Below are 13,715 nucleotides of genomic sequence, written 5' to 3'. Positions count from 1 at the left end.
CCCGAGCCATCGCCGTCCCTGCCCGTCACTCGCCCCGGTAGGCCGCCTCGAGCTGTGCGATGTCGAGCTTGACCATCTGCAGCATGGCCGCCGTCGCACGCGCCGCGCCCTCGGGGTCGGCGTCCTTGCTCAGCGTCAGCTCCTGCAGCTTGCGCGGCACGATCTGCCAGGAGAGGCCGAAGCGGTCCTCGAGCCAGCCGCACGCCACCTCCTTGCCGCCGTCCGCCAGCAGCGCGTCCCAGTAGCGGTCGATCTCCGCCTGGTCCTCGCAGTCGACGACGAACGAGAACGCGGCGTTCAGCTTCAGGGAGGGCCCGGCCGAGATGGCCTCGACGCGCTGCCCGTCGAGCTCGAACTCGACGACGAACGGGTCGCCCTTCTTGACGTCCGGCATGTCGGCGGGCGCCTGGACGACGTTGACGATCCGGCTGTTCGGGAACACCGAGACGTAGAACTCGGCGGCCTCGAGCGCGGTGTCGGAGTACCAGAGGAACGGGTGGACGATGCCCATGGTCGTGCTCCTTCGTGTGCGGGTGGGGTCGGGATGGGGTTCAGGCGTGCTCGGCGACCTGGGGGGCGAGCACGCGGTCGAGCTTCTCGTAGCCCTGCGTGACGCCGCGCTCCATGCCGCTCTCGACCATGCCGTCGCGGGCCTCGAGGGTCGGGTACACCGAGTGGATGTCGAGGCGGGTGCGGCCGTCGCCGAGGTCGGTGAAGCGCAGGGTCTCGATCGCGACGACGTCCTGGAAGCCCTCGTACTCGAACGTCTGGATCGCGATCTCGTCGGTGCGGACCGTGTGGAACATGCCGCGGAAGGCGTAGCGCCGGCCCTCGTCGACGTCGTCGAACCGCCAGCGGCCGCCCGAGACGAAGTCCCACTCGCCGATCTCGATGTCGAAGCCGAGCCACCGGGCGACGAGCTCGGGCCGCGCGTGGGCCTCGAAGACGCGCGAGACCGGCGCGTCGAACTCGCGCGTGATGTCGATGAACGGGACGCCGGCAGGGGCGTCGATGTGCACGGGGTTCGTCATGGTTCCTGCTCCTGCGGCGGGGTGAGCAGCGCGTCGAGGGTGCGGAAGCGCCGCTCGTGGATCAGCCGGTAGCGGTCGATCCAGGCGGTGAGGCGTTCGAGCGCCTCGGGGGCGAGGTGCACGGGCCGACGCTGGGCGTCGCGCGTGCGGGTGACGAGGCCCGCCTGCTCCAGCACGTGGATGTGCTTGGACACCGCCTGCAGCGACATCGCGTGCGGTGCGGCGAGCTCGTTGACGGTGGCGGGACCCCTCGAGAGCCGGGCCACGATCCGCCGACGCACCGGGTCGGCCAGCGCGAGGAACGCGCGGTCGAGCTGGTCGTCGTCGGGCTCGAGGTCCACGGGGGGCCGCCTTCTTCGTAATCAACCTTGAGGTTGAATACGACCGTACGCCTTGCAGACGGCCCCTGCAACCCCCACCCGCGGAAGGAACCCGCCGGGAGATCGCGAGCGCCGCTGACCGTCGGTGCGGAGAGTCGAGTCGGATGCGACCTCCCGAGCGTGGCGTCGGCCCGCCGTGCTCGACCCTCCGCACGGACGGCGCGGCCGGGACGCAGCGGCCCGGACCCAGGAGCGGCAGATCCGGGCCGGACCGGCGCCGCCGGTTGGTAGGCTGTGCGCGTCGCGACTGGCGCCAGGGTGGGGAACCACCGGGGAGCGACGCAGCAGCAGACTTCGGGTCGGACGCCTGGGCCCACGGTCACCACACCGCGTGTGTGCGTGCCCGTCCGCGTGCCGGGTTCGCGCGTCGCATCGTCATCCGTCCGCTGATGCCGCTGAGCCAAGGAGCCCCGATGAGCGCCGACAGCACCCCGATCCTCGACCAGAACCTGGCCGACCTCGACCCCGAGATCGCCGCCGTCCTCGACGGCGAGCTGGCCCGCCAGCAGGGCACGCTCGAGATGATCGCGTCCGAGAACTTCGTGCCGCGGGCCGTCCTGCAGGCGCAGGGCTCGGTCCTGACGAACAAGTACGCCGAGGGCTACCCCGGCCGCCGCTACTACGGCGGCTGCGAGCAGGTCGACATCGCCGAGAACATCGCGATCCAGCGCGCGAAGGACCTGTTCGGCGCCGAGCACGCGAACGTCCAGCCGCACTCGGGCGCGACGGCCAACGCGGCCGTGCTGCACGCGCTCATCAACGCGGGCGACAAGATCCTCGGCCTCGAGCTCGCGCACGGCGGCCACCTGACGCACGGCATGAAGATCAACTTCTCCGGCAAGCTCTACGACGTCGCGGCGTACGGCGTCGACCCGCAGACCTTCCGCATCGAGCCCGAGGCGGTCCGCAAGGCGGCGCTCGAGCACCGGCCCGACGTCATCATCGGCGGCTGGTCCGCGTACCCGCGCCACCTCGACTTCGCCGCGTTCCGCGAGATCGCCGACGAGGTCGGCGCCAAGCTCTGGGTCGACATGGCGCACTTCGCCGGTCTGGTCGCCGCGGGCCTGCACCCGTCCCCGGTGCCGCACTCCGACGTCGTCTCCTCGACCGTGCACAAGACGATCGGCGGCCCCCGCTCGGGCTTCATCCTGAGCAAGGAGGAGTACGCCAAGAAGATCGACTCGGCCGTCTTCCCGGGTCAGCAGGGCGGCCCGCTGATGCACGTGATCGCCGCCAAGGCCGTCGCGTTCAAGGTCGCCGCGTCCGACGACTTCAAGGCGCGCCAGCAGCGCACGCTCGACGGCGCGCGCATCATCGCCGAGCGCCTCTCGGCGGCCGACGTCGCGGCAGCCGGCGTCTCGGTCCTGACGGGCGGCACCGACGTGCACCTCGCGCTCGTCGACCTGCGCCACAGCGACCTCGACGGCCAGCAGGCCGAGGACCTCCTGCACGCCGCAGGCATCACGGTGAACCGCAACGCGGTGCCGTTCGACCCGCGGCCGCCCCGCGTCACGTCGGGCCTGCGCATCGGCACGCCCGCGCTCGCGACCCGCGGCTTCGGCGACGTCGAGTTCACCGAGGTCGCCGACATCATCGCGAACGCGCTGGTCAACGGCTCCTCGACGGACGTCGACGCGTTGCGCGCCCGGGTGACGAAGCTGACGGAGTCGTTCCCGCTCTACGCCGACCTCCAGCAGTACTGAGGCGCCCGCATGACGGCCCAGCTGCTCGACGGGACCGCCACGGCGGCCCAGATCAAGACGGAGCTGACCCAGCGCGTCGCCGCACTCGCGGCGCGCGGGGTCGTCCCCGGCCTCGGCACGCTGCTCGTCGGCGACGACCCGGGCTCGCAGTGGTACGTCGCGGGCAAGCACCGCGACTGCGCCGAGGTCGGCATCGCGTCGATCCGCGAGGACCTGCCCGCGACGGCGACGCAGGACGAGATCGAGGCGGCCGTGCACCGGCTCAACGAGAACCCGGACTGCACCGGCTTCATCGTCCAGCTGCCCCTGCCGAAGGGCATCGACGCGAACCGCGTGCTCGAGCTCGTCGACCCGGCGAAGGACGCGGACGGCCTGCACCCGACGAACCTCGGCCGCCTCGTGCTCCGCGTCAACGAGCCGATCGACTCGCCGCTGCCGTGCACGCCGCACGGCATCATCGAGCTGATCCAGCGGCACAGCATCTCGCTCGCGGGCGCGAACGTCGTGGTCGTCGGGCGCGGCGTGACGGTCGGGCGCTCGATCGGCCTGATCCTCACGCGTCGCGAGCTCAACGCGACGGTCACGCTGACGCACACGGGCACGAAGGATCTCGCGGCCCTGACCCGGGACGCCGACGTGATCGTGGCCGCCGCCGGCGTGCCGTCGATCGTCACGGCCGACATGGTCAAGCCGGGTGCCGTCGTCGTCGACGTCGGCGTCTCGCGCGCGGTCGACCCGGCGACGGGCAAGAACCGCGTCGTCGGCGACGTCGACCTCGGCGTGCGCGAGGTCGCGGCGTGGGTCTCGCCCAACCCGGGCGGTGTCGGGCCGATGACGCGCGCGATGCTGCTGAGCAACGTGGTCGAGGCGGCGGAGCGGCAGTCGGCGTAGCTCGTCGACGGACGGCCGCGCGGGCGTTCCGGTGGTCCTCGGGCTCACCGGCACGCCCGCCGTACGTCCGGCCCGGTGTCAGCGCGTGGTGACGCGGACGTAGTACCCGTCGGGGTCGACGACGCGGAAGTCGCGCAGGCCCCACGGCTGGTCCGTCACGTCGTCGTCGGGAGTGACGCCGGCCTCGTCGAGGCGTTCCCGGGCGGCCTCGAGGTCGTCGACCTCCAGGACGATCTCGACGCCGACCGGTGGGCGGCGCGGAGCGGTCGGCTTCCGGTCGCGTTGTGCGGCACCGACGAGCGCGTCGCCGCGACGCAGCGCGGCGTACGGCCACGCTGTCCGGCGCTCGTCGCGTTCGACGGCGAAGCCGAGCGCGCGCGTCCAGAACTCGACGGTCGCGTCCAGGTCGGCCGGGAAGATCTCGATGCGGAGGGACGAGCGCACCCGCCCACCGTAGGAGCGGGCGCGACATCGCCGTGAGATGCCTCACCGGCGGCGCTCTTCGGGCGGGCCGTGTCGGTGCCGTGGGGTTGGATGGCCCGCGTGCTGACCATCGCCACCGTGATCGTGGACGAGACACAACACCAGCACACAGCGTCAGGCCGTTGGCTCTTGCGCCCCCGTTCCCAGGTCGCGCAGCCGAGCGGTGATGTCGCGCAGTCGAAGGTACTGCTGCCACGAGTCGGGGAGCATCGACGCGGACCAGGAGAAGTCGAAGACGTACAGGAGGACGGAGAGCACGATCCCGGATTCCAGGTGCGCGCGCGTGGAGCTGACGATCGCGAAGACCTGCAGCGCGACCATCAGCGTCATCGAGAGCGCGAGGTTGACCGTGTCGACATCGGACAGCCTGATGTTCCAGCGGTTCAGCGCTCTGATGTGGTTCCGCGCGAGAACGGGATCGTTGCGGCGCAGGACGTCGACCTGGCGCTCGTACTCGTCGTTGTAGGCGCGGTTGAAGCGCAAGGTCCGACCCGTCGACGTCGCGTAGACGACGCCGATGACACCGGCCATGGCGAGCGCGGCCGTGAACACTGGGACGCTCAAGCCGGCCAGGAAGATCAACGTCCCGACGAACGCGGCGAGGTTGGCGACCACGTCGGGGAGCGTGAACTCGAGGAAGTCGACCACCTCGCGCAGCATGTTGAGACGCGCCGTGCTGGCCGACAGCCCGACGTCGCGCGCGAGCGTGGACGCTCCGAGCTCCTCGTAGATCCTGCCGTACAGGCGCACGTCGTGCAGACGCCGAGCAGTGGCGATCAGCATCGTGGCCAAGCCGATGCCGGCGAGGACGATCAACCACGTGTACGAGCCTGCCAGGTAGCCGTCGAGGGCCCGGCCGATCACGTAGGGCACGGCAACTTCGCCGACCGTGACCGCGAGGACCATGGTGAGCGAGGCGACGATCCGCCATCGGTGCCGTCGGAGCAGCTGCCGCACGAGAACGAGGCTACGGGCGGGCGGGTGTCTCGGGACGAAAGGGACGTCCACCGCCCGGTGTGGTGCACCGCTCCGGCCGTGAGAGGTTGTCCGTCGTGATCACGATCGCCACCGTCAACGTCAACGGCATCCGGGCCGCGTTCCGCCGCGGCATGGGCGCGTGGATCGAGAAGCGCCAGCCCGACGTGCTGCTGCTCCAGGAGGTCCGCGCGACGGACGAGATCCTGGCGGACCACCTCGACCCGGGCGAGTGGCACCTGGCGCACGAGGCAGCCGAGGCCAAGGGCCGCGCGGGCGTCGCGATCGCGTCGCGGCTGCCGATGAGTGCCGTCCGCATCGGGCTGGGCACCGGCATCACGGGCGACACGGGCCGCTGGGTCGAGGCGGATCTCGAGCTGTCCGACGGCCGCACGCTCACCGCGGCGTCGACCTACGTCCACTCGGCCACGGCCGGCGCGCCCTCGATGGACGAGAAGCACGCGTTCCTCGGCCACGTGACGAGGCGGCTCGGCGCGCTGTCCTCAGCGGGCGGCCTCGCGGTCGCCGCCGGCGACGTCAACATCGCGCACCGCGAGGTCGACCTGAAGAACTGGAAGGGCAACCTCAGGTCGGCGGGCTTCCTGCCCGAGGAGCGCGCCTACCTCGACCGGTGGTTCGGCGAGCTCGGGTGGCACGACGTCGGCCGCGAGCTCGGCGGTGCGGGTCCTGGGCCGTACACGTGGTGGTCGTGGCGCGGCCAGGCGTTCGACAGCGACGCCGGGTGGCGCATCGACTACCAGATCGCGACCGATGAGCTCGCGGCCGCGGCGCGCACGGCGGTCGTCGACCGCGCGCCGTCGTACGCCGAGCGGTTCTCGGACCACGCGCCGCTGGTGGTCGAGTACGAGCTCTGAGCGCACCCGCGCTCGACCGCCAGTGGCGACGCGAGACGACGCGTGCACCCACGCTCCGCGACGGGCGGGAGGTCAGCGGCCGACGGGCGTCAGCCCGAGCGCCTTCCCTGCGAGGCCGCGCCGGCGCGACGCGATCGACCGTGCCACCCCGCGCAGCGCGACCGCGCCGGGGGAGTCGGGCTCGGCGAGCACCACTGGCGTGCCGGTGTCGCCGGCCTCGCGCAGCGTGACGTCGAGCGGCACCTGACCGAGCAGCGGCACCTGCCCGCCGGTCAGCCGCGACAGGTTCTCGGCCACGCGCTCGCCGCCGCCCGAGCCGAAGAGCTCGAGCCGCGAGCCGTCGGGCTGCTCGAGCCACGACATGTTCTCGACGACCCCGATCACGCGCTGCCGGGTCTGCACGGCGACCGAGCCGGCCCGCTCCGCGACCTCCGCGGCCGCGACCTGCGGGGTCGTCACGACGATGATCTCCGAGCCGGGCAGCAGCTGCGCCACCGAGATCGCGATGTCGCCGGTCCCGGGCGGAAGGTCCAGCAGCAGCACGTCGAGGTCACCCCAGAAGACGTCCGCGAGGAACTGCTGCAGCGCGCGGTGCAGCATCGGCCCCCGCCACACGACGGGCTGGCCCGGCGGCACGAACTGCCCGATCGAGACGACCTTGACGCCGTGCGCGATCGGCGGCAGCAGCATGTCGTCGACCTTGGTCGGCGGACGGTCGACGCCGAGCATGCGCGGGATCGAGAAGCCGTAGATGTCGGCGTCGACCACGCCGACCGACAGCCCGTCCGCCGCCATCGCGACCGCGAGGTTCGCCGTCACGGACGACTTGCCGACGCCGCCCTTGCCGGACGCGACGGCGACGACCTTCGTCAGCGACTGCGGCTGCGCGAACGGGATGACGGGCTCGCCCGCGCCCCCGCGGAGCTTGCTGCGCAGCGCCTGGCGCTGGTCGGCCGACATCACGCCGAGATCGACCGCGACCGACGTCACGCCCTCGACCGCCGCGACCGCGCCCGAGACCGACGACGTCAGCGTCTCCTTGAGCGGGCAGCCGGGTGTCGTGAGCAGGATGCCGACGCGCGCGCGCCCGTCGTCGTCGACCTCGACCGAGCTGACCATGTCGAGCTCCGTGATCGGCCGGCGGATCTCCGGGTCGAGCACGCCGGCGAGAGCGGTGCGGACGGCGTCGACCAGGGCAGGCTGTGGCATGCCGCTCATCGTAGGTCGGTCGCGAGGGCGCCCCGTCGGGACGTCGTCCTCATGACGATCGCCTGGCGGCCGCCCGACGACGGTCAGGACCGCGCGCGGTCCTGCTCCGCCCGTGCCTCGCGCTTGCGCTCCTGCTCCGCGCGCGCCTCGCGCTTACGGTCGTGCTCGGCGCGCGCCTCGCGCTTGCGCTCCTGCTCCGCGCGCGCCTCGCGCTTGCGCTCCTGCTCGGCGCGCGCCTCGCGCTTGCGGTCCGCCTCGCGAGCCGCCCGCTTGCGGGCCTTGGCCTCCGCCGCCTCGCGCTCGGCCGCCCGGCGCGCGGGGTCATCGGCGTCGCCCGTGGCCAGTGCGTCGTCGGCGTCGCGCTCGTCGTCGTCCTCGGCAAGCTCCTCGGTCAGCTCGGTGAGGTCCTCGAGCAGGTTGCGCAGCTCGGAGCGGACGAAGTCGCGGGTCGCCACCTCCGAGACGGCGATGCGCAAAGACGCCATCTCACGCGCGAGGAACTCGGTGTCGGCGAGGTTCCGCTCGGCCTGCTGGCGGTCCTGCTCGAGCGCGACGCGGTCCCGGTCGTCCTGCCGGTTCTGCGCGAGCAGGATCAGCGGCGCCGCGTACGACGCCTGCACCGAGAAGAACAGGTTGAGCAGGATGAACGGGTACGGGTCCCAGTGCAGGCCGAACAGCGCGAAGGCGTTGATCAGCACCCACACGACCACGAACGCCGACATGTAGAGCAGGAACTTGCCGGTTCCCATGAACCGCGCGAACGCCTCGGCGCCGCGGCCGACCGCGTCCTGGTCGACGGCGGGCCGCCAGCTGCGGCGGGCGGTGCGCGGGGTGTCGAGCCGGCGGTCAGGCACGGCGTGTCCCGGTCGGCTCCGCGGCGACCTCGTCGCCCTCGTCGACCTCGCGCCAGTCCTCGGGCAGCAGGTGGTCGAGCACGTCGTCGACCGAGACGACGCCGAGCAGCCGGCGCTCGGCGTCGACCACGGGAAGCGCGAGCAGGTTGTACGTCGCGAGCCGGCGGGTCACGGAGAGCAGCGGGGCGTCGGCCGGCAGCGCCTCGATGTCGGTGTCGACGATCGTGCCGATCGACTCGTGCGGCGGCTCGCGCAGCATGCGCTGGAGGTGCACGACGCCGATGAACCGGCCGGTCGGCGTCTCGAGCGGCGGGCGCGCGACGAACACCATCGACGCGAGAGCGGGCGTGAGGTCCTGGCGCCGCACGTGGGCGAGCGCGGACGCGATCGACGTCTCGGGGCCGAGGATCACCGGCTCGGTCGTCATGAGGCCGCCCGCGGTGTTGTCCTCGTACGCGAGCAGACGGCGCACGTCGTCGGCGTCCTCGGGCTCCATCAGCTCGAGGAGCTCGGCTGCCTGCTCGTCGGGCAGCTCGCCCAGCAGGTCGGCCGCGTCGTCCGGCTGCATCGCCTCGAGCACGTCGGCGGCGCGGGTCAGCTCGAGGCCCTGGAGGATCGCCACCTGGTCGTCCTCGGGCAGCTCCTCGAGGACGTCGGCGAGGCGCTCGTTGTCGAGCGCCGTCGCGACCTCGAGCCGGCGCCGGGTGCCGAGGTCGTGCAGGACGTCCGCGAGGTCGGCCGGGCGCAGGTCCTCGTACTGCGCGAGGAGCAGGTCCGCGCCCTGCTGCTCGGCGGCGCGCCCGAGGCCGGCGACCTCGTCGACGCCGACCAGCAGCGTCTCGCCGCGGCGGCGCAGCAGACCGCCCTTGCCACCCGTCCGGCGGCGCACGAACAGCTTCGTCACGAGCCAGTCGCCCGAGCGCTGCAGCTCGATGCCGACGTCCTCGATCGTGGCGGCGCCGCTCCCGTCGACGAGCTCGACGGTCCGGTCCAGCAGCTCGCCGACCGCGAGCGTCTCGAACGCGCGCTGCTCGAACCGGCGCATGTTCACCAGGCCCGTCGAGATGACCTGACCGCCGTCGATCGACGTCACGCGGGTGAGCGGCAGGAACACGCGACGCCGGCCGGCGACCTCGACCACGAGCCCCACGGCCCGCGGAGCCCCCTTGGGTCGCACGAGCACGACGACGTCGCGCACGCGACCCACCTGGTCGCCCAGCGGGTCGAACACGATGGTCCCGGCGAGACGCGCGACGAACACCCTGGTCCCGACGCTGCTCACGTCCGAAAGCCTAGCCCGGCGCCACGGACCTGCCCGGCCGCAGGCGGCCCGGCGGCGGGCGTGGCGCGCCGCCGCGCGGTGGGGGAGGATCGCGGCATGTCGTTCGGCGGCCAACCCCGCGTCCCGCGCATCCCCACCCCGCCGCAGGGCGAGACGGTCGCGGCGTTCGGCACCTACATGGAGGCGCAGCAGGCGGTCGACCACCTCGCCGAGCAGCAGTTCCCGGTGCAGCTCGTGACGATCGTCGGCACCGACCTGCGGATGGTCGAGCGCGTGACGGGGCGGATGTCGTACCCGCGCGCCGCGGCGTCGGGCTTCATCGGCGGCGCGTGGTTCGGCCTGTTCGTCGGGCTGCTGCTCTCGCTCTTCTCGACCGCCGGTGAGGCGCCGCTGATCCCGGCGATCCTCTTCGGCGGCGCGTTCGGCCTGCTGTTCTCGGTGCTCGCCTACTCGTTCACGCGGCGCCGCCGGGACTTCACGTCGACGAGCCAGATCGTCGCGTCGTCGTACACGCTGCTGTGCCTGCCGGAGCAGGCGCACAAGGCGCGCGCGCTGCTGCAGGGCCGCGGAGCGGTCGCGGGCGGCTGGCCGCCCGCGCCGACGACGTCCGTCACCCCGCCGGCGCAGACGCTGCCGACGCAGGGCTGGCCGTCGCAGGGATCGCCAGGGTCGGCGCCGCCCGGACCGCCGGCTCCTCCGGCGCAGGCCCCGCCGAGCCCGCGACCGCCCGCCGACCCGTCGGACCCGGGCTGGCCGCCCTCGCAGCCCTGAGGCACGCGCCGCTCGGACTGCGCCCGCCGCGTCAGCCGCCCAGCAGCCCCGCCATCCACGCCTCGACCGCGTCGGGGTCGCGCGGCAGTGCCGCCGAGAGGTTCTCGTTCCCGTCGGCCGTGACGAGCACGTCGTCCTCGATCCGCACGCCGATGCCGCGCAGCTCCTCGGGCACGAGCAGGTCGTCCGACTTGAAGTAGAGGCCCGGTTCGATCGTGAACACCATGCCGGGCTCGAGCACCGCGTCGAGGTAGAGCTCCTTGCGGGCGAGCGCGCAGTCGTGGACGTCGATGCCCAGGTGGTGGCTCGTGCCGTGCACCATCCACCGCCGGTGGTGCTGGTTCTCGGGCTCGAGCGACTCCTCGGCGGTGACGGGCAGGAGGCCCCAGTCGGCGAGCCGGTGCGCGATGACGTCCATCGCTGCGGCGTGCACGTCGCGGAACAGCGCGCCCGGCACCGCGGCCGCGAACGCCGCGTCGGCCGCGTCGAGCACCGCCTGGTAGACGCGCCGCTGCGGCTCGGTGAACCGCCCGTCGACGGGCAGCGTGCGCGTCACGTCGGCCGTGTACAGCGAGTCGACCTCGACGCCGGCGTCGAGCAGCAGCAGGTCACCCGTGCGCACGGCGCCGTCGTTGTCGATCCAGTGCAGCGTCGTCGCGTGCTCGCCGGCCGCGGCGATCGTCTCGTAGCCGACCGCGTTGCCCTCCTGCCGGGCGTGGCCGATGAACGTGCCCTCGACGACGCGCTCGCCGCGCGGGTGGCGCGTCGCGTCGGGCAGCGCGCGGACCACGCGCGCGAAGCCGTCGATCGTCGTGTCGACCGCGAGGCGCAGCTGCTCGACCTCGTACGCGTCCTTGACCAGCCGCAGCTCCGAGAGCGCCTCGGCCAGCTTCTCGTCGCGCCCACCGGCGGCCTCGGTCGCACGGATCTCGTCGACCGCCGCCTCGACGGCCTCGTCGACGCCCGGCACGACGAGCACCTGCACGCCGTCCGCGCCGACGTCCTTCGCGACCCCGTCGCGCAGGTCGTCGAGGTGGCGCGTCCGGATCCCCGTGAGCGTCTCGAGGTCCTCGAGCGTCGGGCGGGCGCCGACCCAGAACTCGCCGTAGCGCGAGTCGGAGAAGAACTCGTCGGTGTCGCGGCCCGCGAGCGGACGGATGTAGAGCACCGCGCGGTGGCCGCTGCCCTCGTCGCCCGTGCCGTCCTCGACCGGGTGCAGCACGAGGACCGCGTCGGGCTCCTGCTCGACGCCGAGCCCTGTGAGGTGCGCGAACGCGCTGTGCGGGCGGAACCGGTAGTCGGTGTCGTTCGAGCGCGTCCTGAACGTGCCCGCGGGGACCACGAGCCGCTGGCCGGGGAACTGGGCGGAGAGCCGCGAGCGGCGCGCGGACGTGAAGTCGGCGGCCGGGCCGCGGACCACGTCCGACGCCGGGCGCTCCGCCCAGCCGGACGTCACGAACCGGAGGAACTCGCCGGACGAGGGACGCTGCGAGCGGTTGCTCCCGCGGTCAGCGAGCGGCTGGCTGGTCTCGGGCGTGTCCGGTGTCTCCGTCATCCCGCCATCCTCGCACCGGCCGCGGACGCCTCCGCCGGGCCGGTCGGCCGGCACCGCTACGTTGACCGGGTGCGCATCGACCTCCACGCCCACTCGTCCGCGTCGGACGGCACGGACGCACCGGCCGGCGTCGTCGCCGCCGCGGGCCGGGCGGGGCTGGACGTCGTGGCGCTGACGGACCACGACACGACGGCCGGCTGGTCGGCGGCCGCAGCGGCGGTCGCGTCGGCCGGCGTGGCACTGGTGCGCGGCACGGAGGTGTCGGCGCGGTCGAGCGGCATCTCGATCCACCTGCTGTCCTACCTCCAGGACCCGCAGCACCCGGCGCTGGTCACCGAGCTGGACCGGACGCGCGACGCGCGCCTGCACCGCGCCGAGGCGATCACCGAGCGGCTCGCGGTCGACTACCCCGTGACGTGGGACGACGTGCTCGGCCAGGCGGCGGGGGCGGTGGTCGTCGGACGGCCCCACATCGCGGACGCGCTCGTCGCGCGCGGCGTCGTGCCGGATCGCGACGCCGCGTTCGCGCGGCTCCTGCGCGCCGACGGCCCGTACCACGTGCCGCACTACGCGCCCGCCGCCGCCGACGCCGTCCGGGCGATCCGGGCCGCGGGCGGGGTCCCGGTGTTCGCGCACCCGGGCGCCGACGCACGCGGGCGCGTCGTCGCCGACGCGGTGTTCGACGAGCTCGCCGACGCCGGTCTCGCGGGGCTCGAGGTCCACCACCGCGACCACGGACCCGAGCAGGTGGCGCGGCTCACCGGCATCGCCGCACGCCTCGGGCTGCTGGTCACCGGCTCGAGCGACTACCACGGGTCCGGGAAGGCCAACCGGCTGGGGGAGAATCTTACCGACCCGGCCGTCCTGGCCGAGATCGAGGCGCAAGGCTTCCTGGAGGTGGTCCGTCCGTGAGCGAGGTGCTCGACGTCCGGCTGTTCACGTCGGTCTTCGTCACCCTGTTCGTGATCATGGACCCCCCCGGGACGGTGCCGATCTTCCTCGGCCTGACCTCGGCGATGACGGCCCGGCAGCGCAACCGCGCGGCCCGGCAGGCGATCCTGGTGGCGTTCGGCGTCATCGTGGCCTTCGCGCTGTTCGGCCAGTCGCTGCTCAACTACCTGCACATCTCGCTGCCCGCGCTGCAGGCCGCCGGTGGTCTGCTGCTGCTGTTCATCGCGATGGAGCTGCTGACGGGCAAGGCCGAGGAGCCGCGTCCCAGCGCGTCGACCTCGGTGAACGTCGCGATGGTGCCGCTCGGCACGCCGCTGCTCGCCGGCCCGGGCGCGATCGTCGCGACGATGGTGTTCGTCAAGCAGGGCGACGGCGGGTTCTCCGACTGGTTCGCGATCCTGCTCGCGGTCATCGCGGTGCACCTCTGCCTCTACCTGGCTATGCGGTTCGCGAGCGTCGTGCACCGTGTGCTCGGCGAGTCGGGGACGACGCTGGTGAGCCGGATCGCCGGTCTGCTGCTGGCGGCGATCGCGGTGCAGCTGCTCGCGGACGCGGTGTTCGCGTTCATCGACGCGCGCGGCTGACGCCCGGGCTCAGCCGGCGGCCGGGACTCCGGGCGCCGCGCGCGCCGGCACGACGCCCGACGCGCCCGGCGGCCGGGACTCCGGGCGCCGCGCGCGCCGGCACGACGCCCGGAGACGAACGACGGCGCCGAGCCGTGAGGGTGAAGTCACGTCTCGGCGCCGTCGTTCGTC

The 13,715-nt window shown here is 73.2% G+C and carries 15 protein-coding genes and 1 riboswitch; of the genes, 6 read left to right on the top strand and 9 right to left on the bottom strand.

The features are described 5' to 3' along the window. Positions 1-25: 25 nt before the first annotated feature. Genes QRT04_RS04640 through QRT04_RS04630 form a run of 3 tightly spaced genes read right to left on the bottom strand, consistent with a single transcriptional unit; the run spans position 26 to position 1,372 of the window. Positions 26-511: a VOC family protein gene (locus tag QRT04_RS04640; protein ID WP_289453858.1), complete on the bottom strand. Its 486-nt coding sequence runs from the start codon at positions 509-511 to the stop codon at positions 26-28. A gap of 40 nt (positions 512-551) precedes the next feature. Beyond that, positions 552-1,031: an SRPBCC family protein gene (locus tag QRT04_RS04635; RefSeq protein WP_289453856.1), complete on the bottom strand. Its 480-nt coding sequence runs from the start codon at positions 1,029-1,031 to the stop codon at positions 552-554. Further along, positions 1,028-1,372, bottom strand: coding sequence for an ArsR/SmtB family transcription factor (locus QRT04_RS04630; protein ID WP_289453854.1), 345 nt, complete (start codon positions 1,370-1,372; stop codon positions 1,028-1,030). Before QRT04_RS04630 ends, QRT04_RS04635 begins: the two co-directional genes overlap by 4 nt. A gap of 272 nt (positions 1,373-1,644) precedes the next feature. Beyond that, a riboswitch (ZMP/ZTP riboswitch) is annotated at positions 1,645-1,731 on the top strand. A gap of 93 nt (positions 1,732-1,824) precedes the next feature. Between QRT04_RS04630 and glyA the strand changes: the two genes are divergently transcribed. Both glyA and QRT04_RS04620 read left to right on the top strand, forming a co-directional pair. Then, a complete protein-coding gene (gene glyA / locus QRT04_RS04625; RefSeq protein WP_289453852.1) occupies positions 1,825-3,114 on the top strand; it encodes a serine hydroxymethyltransferase in 1,290 nt (429 codons plus the stop codon). 9 nt (positions 3,115-3,123) lie between these two features. Further along, positions 3,124-4,005, top strand: coding sequence for a bifunctional methylenetetrahydrofolate dehydrogenase/methenyltetrahydrofolate cyclohydrolase (locus QRT04_RS04620; protein ID WP_289453851.1), 882 nt, complete (start codon positions 3,124-3,126; stop codon positions 4,003-4,005). A gap of 78 nt (positions 4,006-4,083) precedes the next feature. Here QRT04_RS04620 and QRT04_RS04615 read toward each other — a convergent pair whose 3' ends face one another. Continuing rightward, positions 4,084-4,449: a VOC family protein gene (locus tag QRT04_RS04615; protein WP_289453849.1), complete on the bottom strand. Its 366-nt coding sequence runs from the start codon at positions 4,447-4,449 to the stop codon at positions 4,084-4,086. Positions 4,450-4,602: 153 nt separating this feature from the next. Next, positions 4,603-5,445, bottom strand: a complete 843-nt coding sequence (locus QRT04_RS04610; protein ID WP_289453848.1) for an ABC transporter six-transmembrane domain-containing protein — start codon at positions 5,443-5,445, stop codon at positions 4,603-4,605. Between the two features lie 95 nt (positions 5,446-5,540). Between QRT04_RS04610 and QRT04_RS04605 the strand changes: the two genes are divergently transcribed. After that, entirely contained in the window at positions 5,541-6,338 is a 798-nt protein-coding gene (locus QRT04_RS04605) for an exodeoxyribonuclease III (RefSeq protein WP_289453847.1), read from the top strand. Between the two features lie 72 nt (positions 6,339-6,410). On the opposite strand, the gene QRT04_RS04600 is transcribed toward QRT04_RS04605, so the two are convergent. The 3 genes from QRT04_RS04600 to QRT04_RS04590 form a co-directional block, all read right to left on the bottom strand. Further along, a complete protein-coding gene (locus tag QRT04_RS04600) occupies positions 6,411-7,547 on the bottom strand; it encodes an Mrp/NBP35 family ATP-binding protein (RefSeq protein WP_407653553.1) in 1,137 nt (378 codons plus the stop codon). 83 nt (positions 7,548-7,630) lie between these two features. Further along, positions 7,631-8,401 (bottom strand): DUF1003 domain-containing protein, encoded by a 771-nt coding sequence (locus tag QRT04_RS04595; RefSeq protein WP_289453843.1) that lies wholly within the window; start codon positions 8,399-8,401, stop codon positions 7,631-7,633. Next, positions 8,394-9,683, bottom strand: a complete 1,290-nt coding sequence (locus tag QRT04_RS04590; RefSeq protein ID WP_289453841.1) for a magnesium transporter MgtE N-terminal domain-containing protein — start codon at positions 9,681-9,683, stop codon at positions 8,394-8,396. Before QRT04_RS04590 ends, QRT04_RS04595 begins: the two co-directional genes overlap by 8 nt. 96 nt (positions 9,684-9,779) lie before the next feature. Here QRT04_RS04590 and QRT04_RS04585 point away from each other — a divergent pair, with 96 nt between their 5' ends. Then, positions 9,780-10,454 carry a general stress protein gene (locus tag QRT04_RS04585; RefSeq protein ID WP_289453840.1) on the top strand — a complete coding sequence of 225 codons (675 nt, stop codon included), beginning with the start codon at positions 9,780-9,782 and terminating at the stop codon, positions 10,452-10,454. Between the two features lie 31 nt (positions 10,455-10,485). Here the strand turns inward: QRT04_RS04585 and QRT04_RS04580 are convergent, their stop codons facing one another. After that, complete coding sequence (locus tag QRT04_RS04580) at positions 10,486-12,009, bottom strand: aminopeptidase P family protein (RefSeq protein WP_289453838.1); 1,524 nt, start codon at positions 12,007-12,009, stop codon at positions 10,486-10,488. Between the two features lie 69 nt (positions 12,010-12,078). Between QRT04_RS04580 and QRT04_RS04575 the strand changes: the two genes are divergently transcribed. Beyond that, positions 12,079-12,921 (top strand): PHP domain-containing protein, encoded by an 843-nt coding sequence (locus QRT04_RS04575; RefSeq protein WP_289453836.1) that lies wholly within the window; start codon positions 12,079-12,081, stop codon positions 12,919-12,921. Further along, complete coding sequence (locus QRT04_RS04570; RefSeq protein ID WP_289453834.1) at positions 12,918-13,544, top strand: MarC family protein; 627 nt, start codon at positions 12,918-12,920, stop codon at positions 13,542-13,544. The genes QRT04_RS04575 and QRT04_RS04570 overlap by 4 nt, the downstream gene beginning before the upstream one ends. The last annotated feature ends 171 nt before the right edge of the window (positions 13,545-13,715 follow it).

The sequence above is a fragment of the Cellulomonas alba genome, from assembly GCF_030362835.1.
Taxonomy (GTDB): Bacteria; Actinomycetota; Actinomycetes; order Actinomycetales; family Cellulomonadaceae; genus Cellulomonas; species Cellulomonas alba.
The sequence above is the reverse complement of the archived record's forward strand: the minus strand, read 5'-3'. Positions and strand labels throughout refer to the sequence as shown.

Bases quoted from the DNA above. Each gene is read 5' to 3' on its own strand.
- QRT04_RS04640 (WP_289453858.1), bottom strand. From the start codon at position 511: ATGGGCATCGTCCACCCGTTCCTCTGGTACTCCGACACCGCGCTCGAG.
- QRT04_RS04635 (WP_289453856.1), bottom strand. From the start codon at position 1,031: ATGACGAACCCCGTGCACATCGACGCCCCTGCCGGCGTCCCGTTCATC.
- glyA (WP_289453852.1), top strand. From the start codon at position 1,825: ATGAGCGCCGACAGCACCCCGATCCTCGACCAGAACCTGGCCGACCTC.
- QRT04_RS04620 (WP_289453851.1), top strand. From the start codon at position 3,124: ATGACGGCCCAGCTGCTCGACGGGACCGCCACGGCGGCCCAGATCAAG.
- QRT04_RS04600 (WP_407653553.1), bottom strand. From the start codon at position 7,547: ATGCCACAGCCTGCCCTGGTCGACGCCGTCCGCACCGCTCTCGCCGGC.
- QRT04_RS04585 (WP_289453840.1), top strand. From the start codon at position 9,780: ATGTCGTTCGGCGGCCAACCCCGCGTCCCGCGCATCCCCACCCCGCCG.
- QRT04_RS04580 (WP_289453838.1), bottom strand. From the start codon at position 12,009: ATGACGGAGACACCGGACACGCCCGAGACCAGCCAGCCGCTCGCTGAC.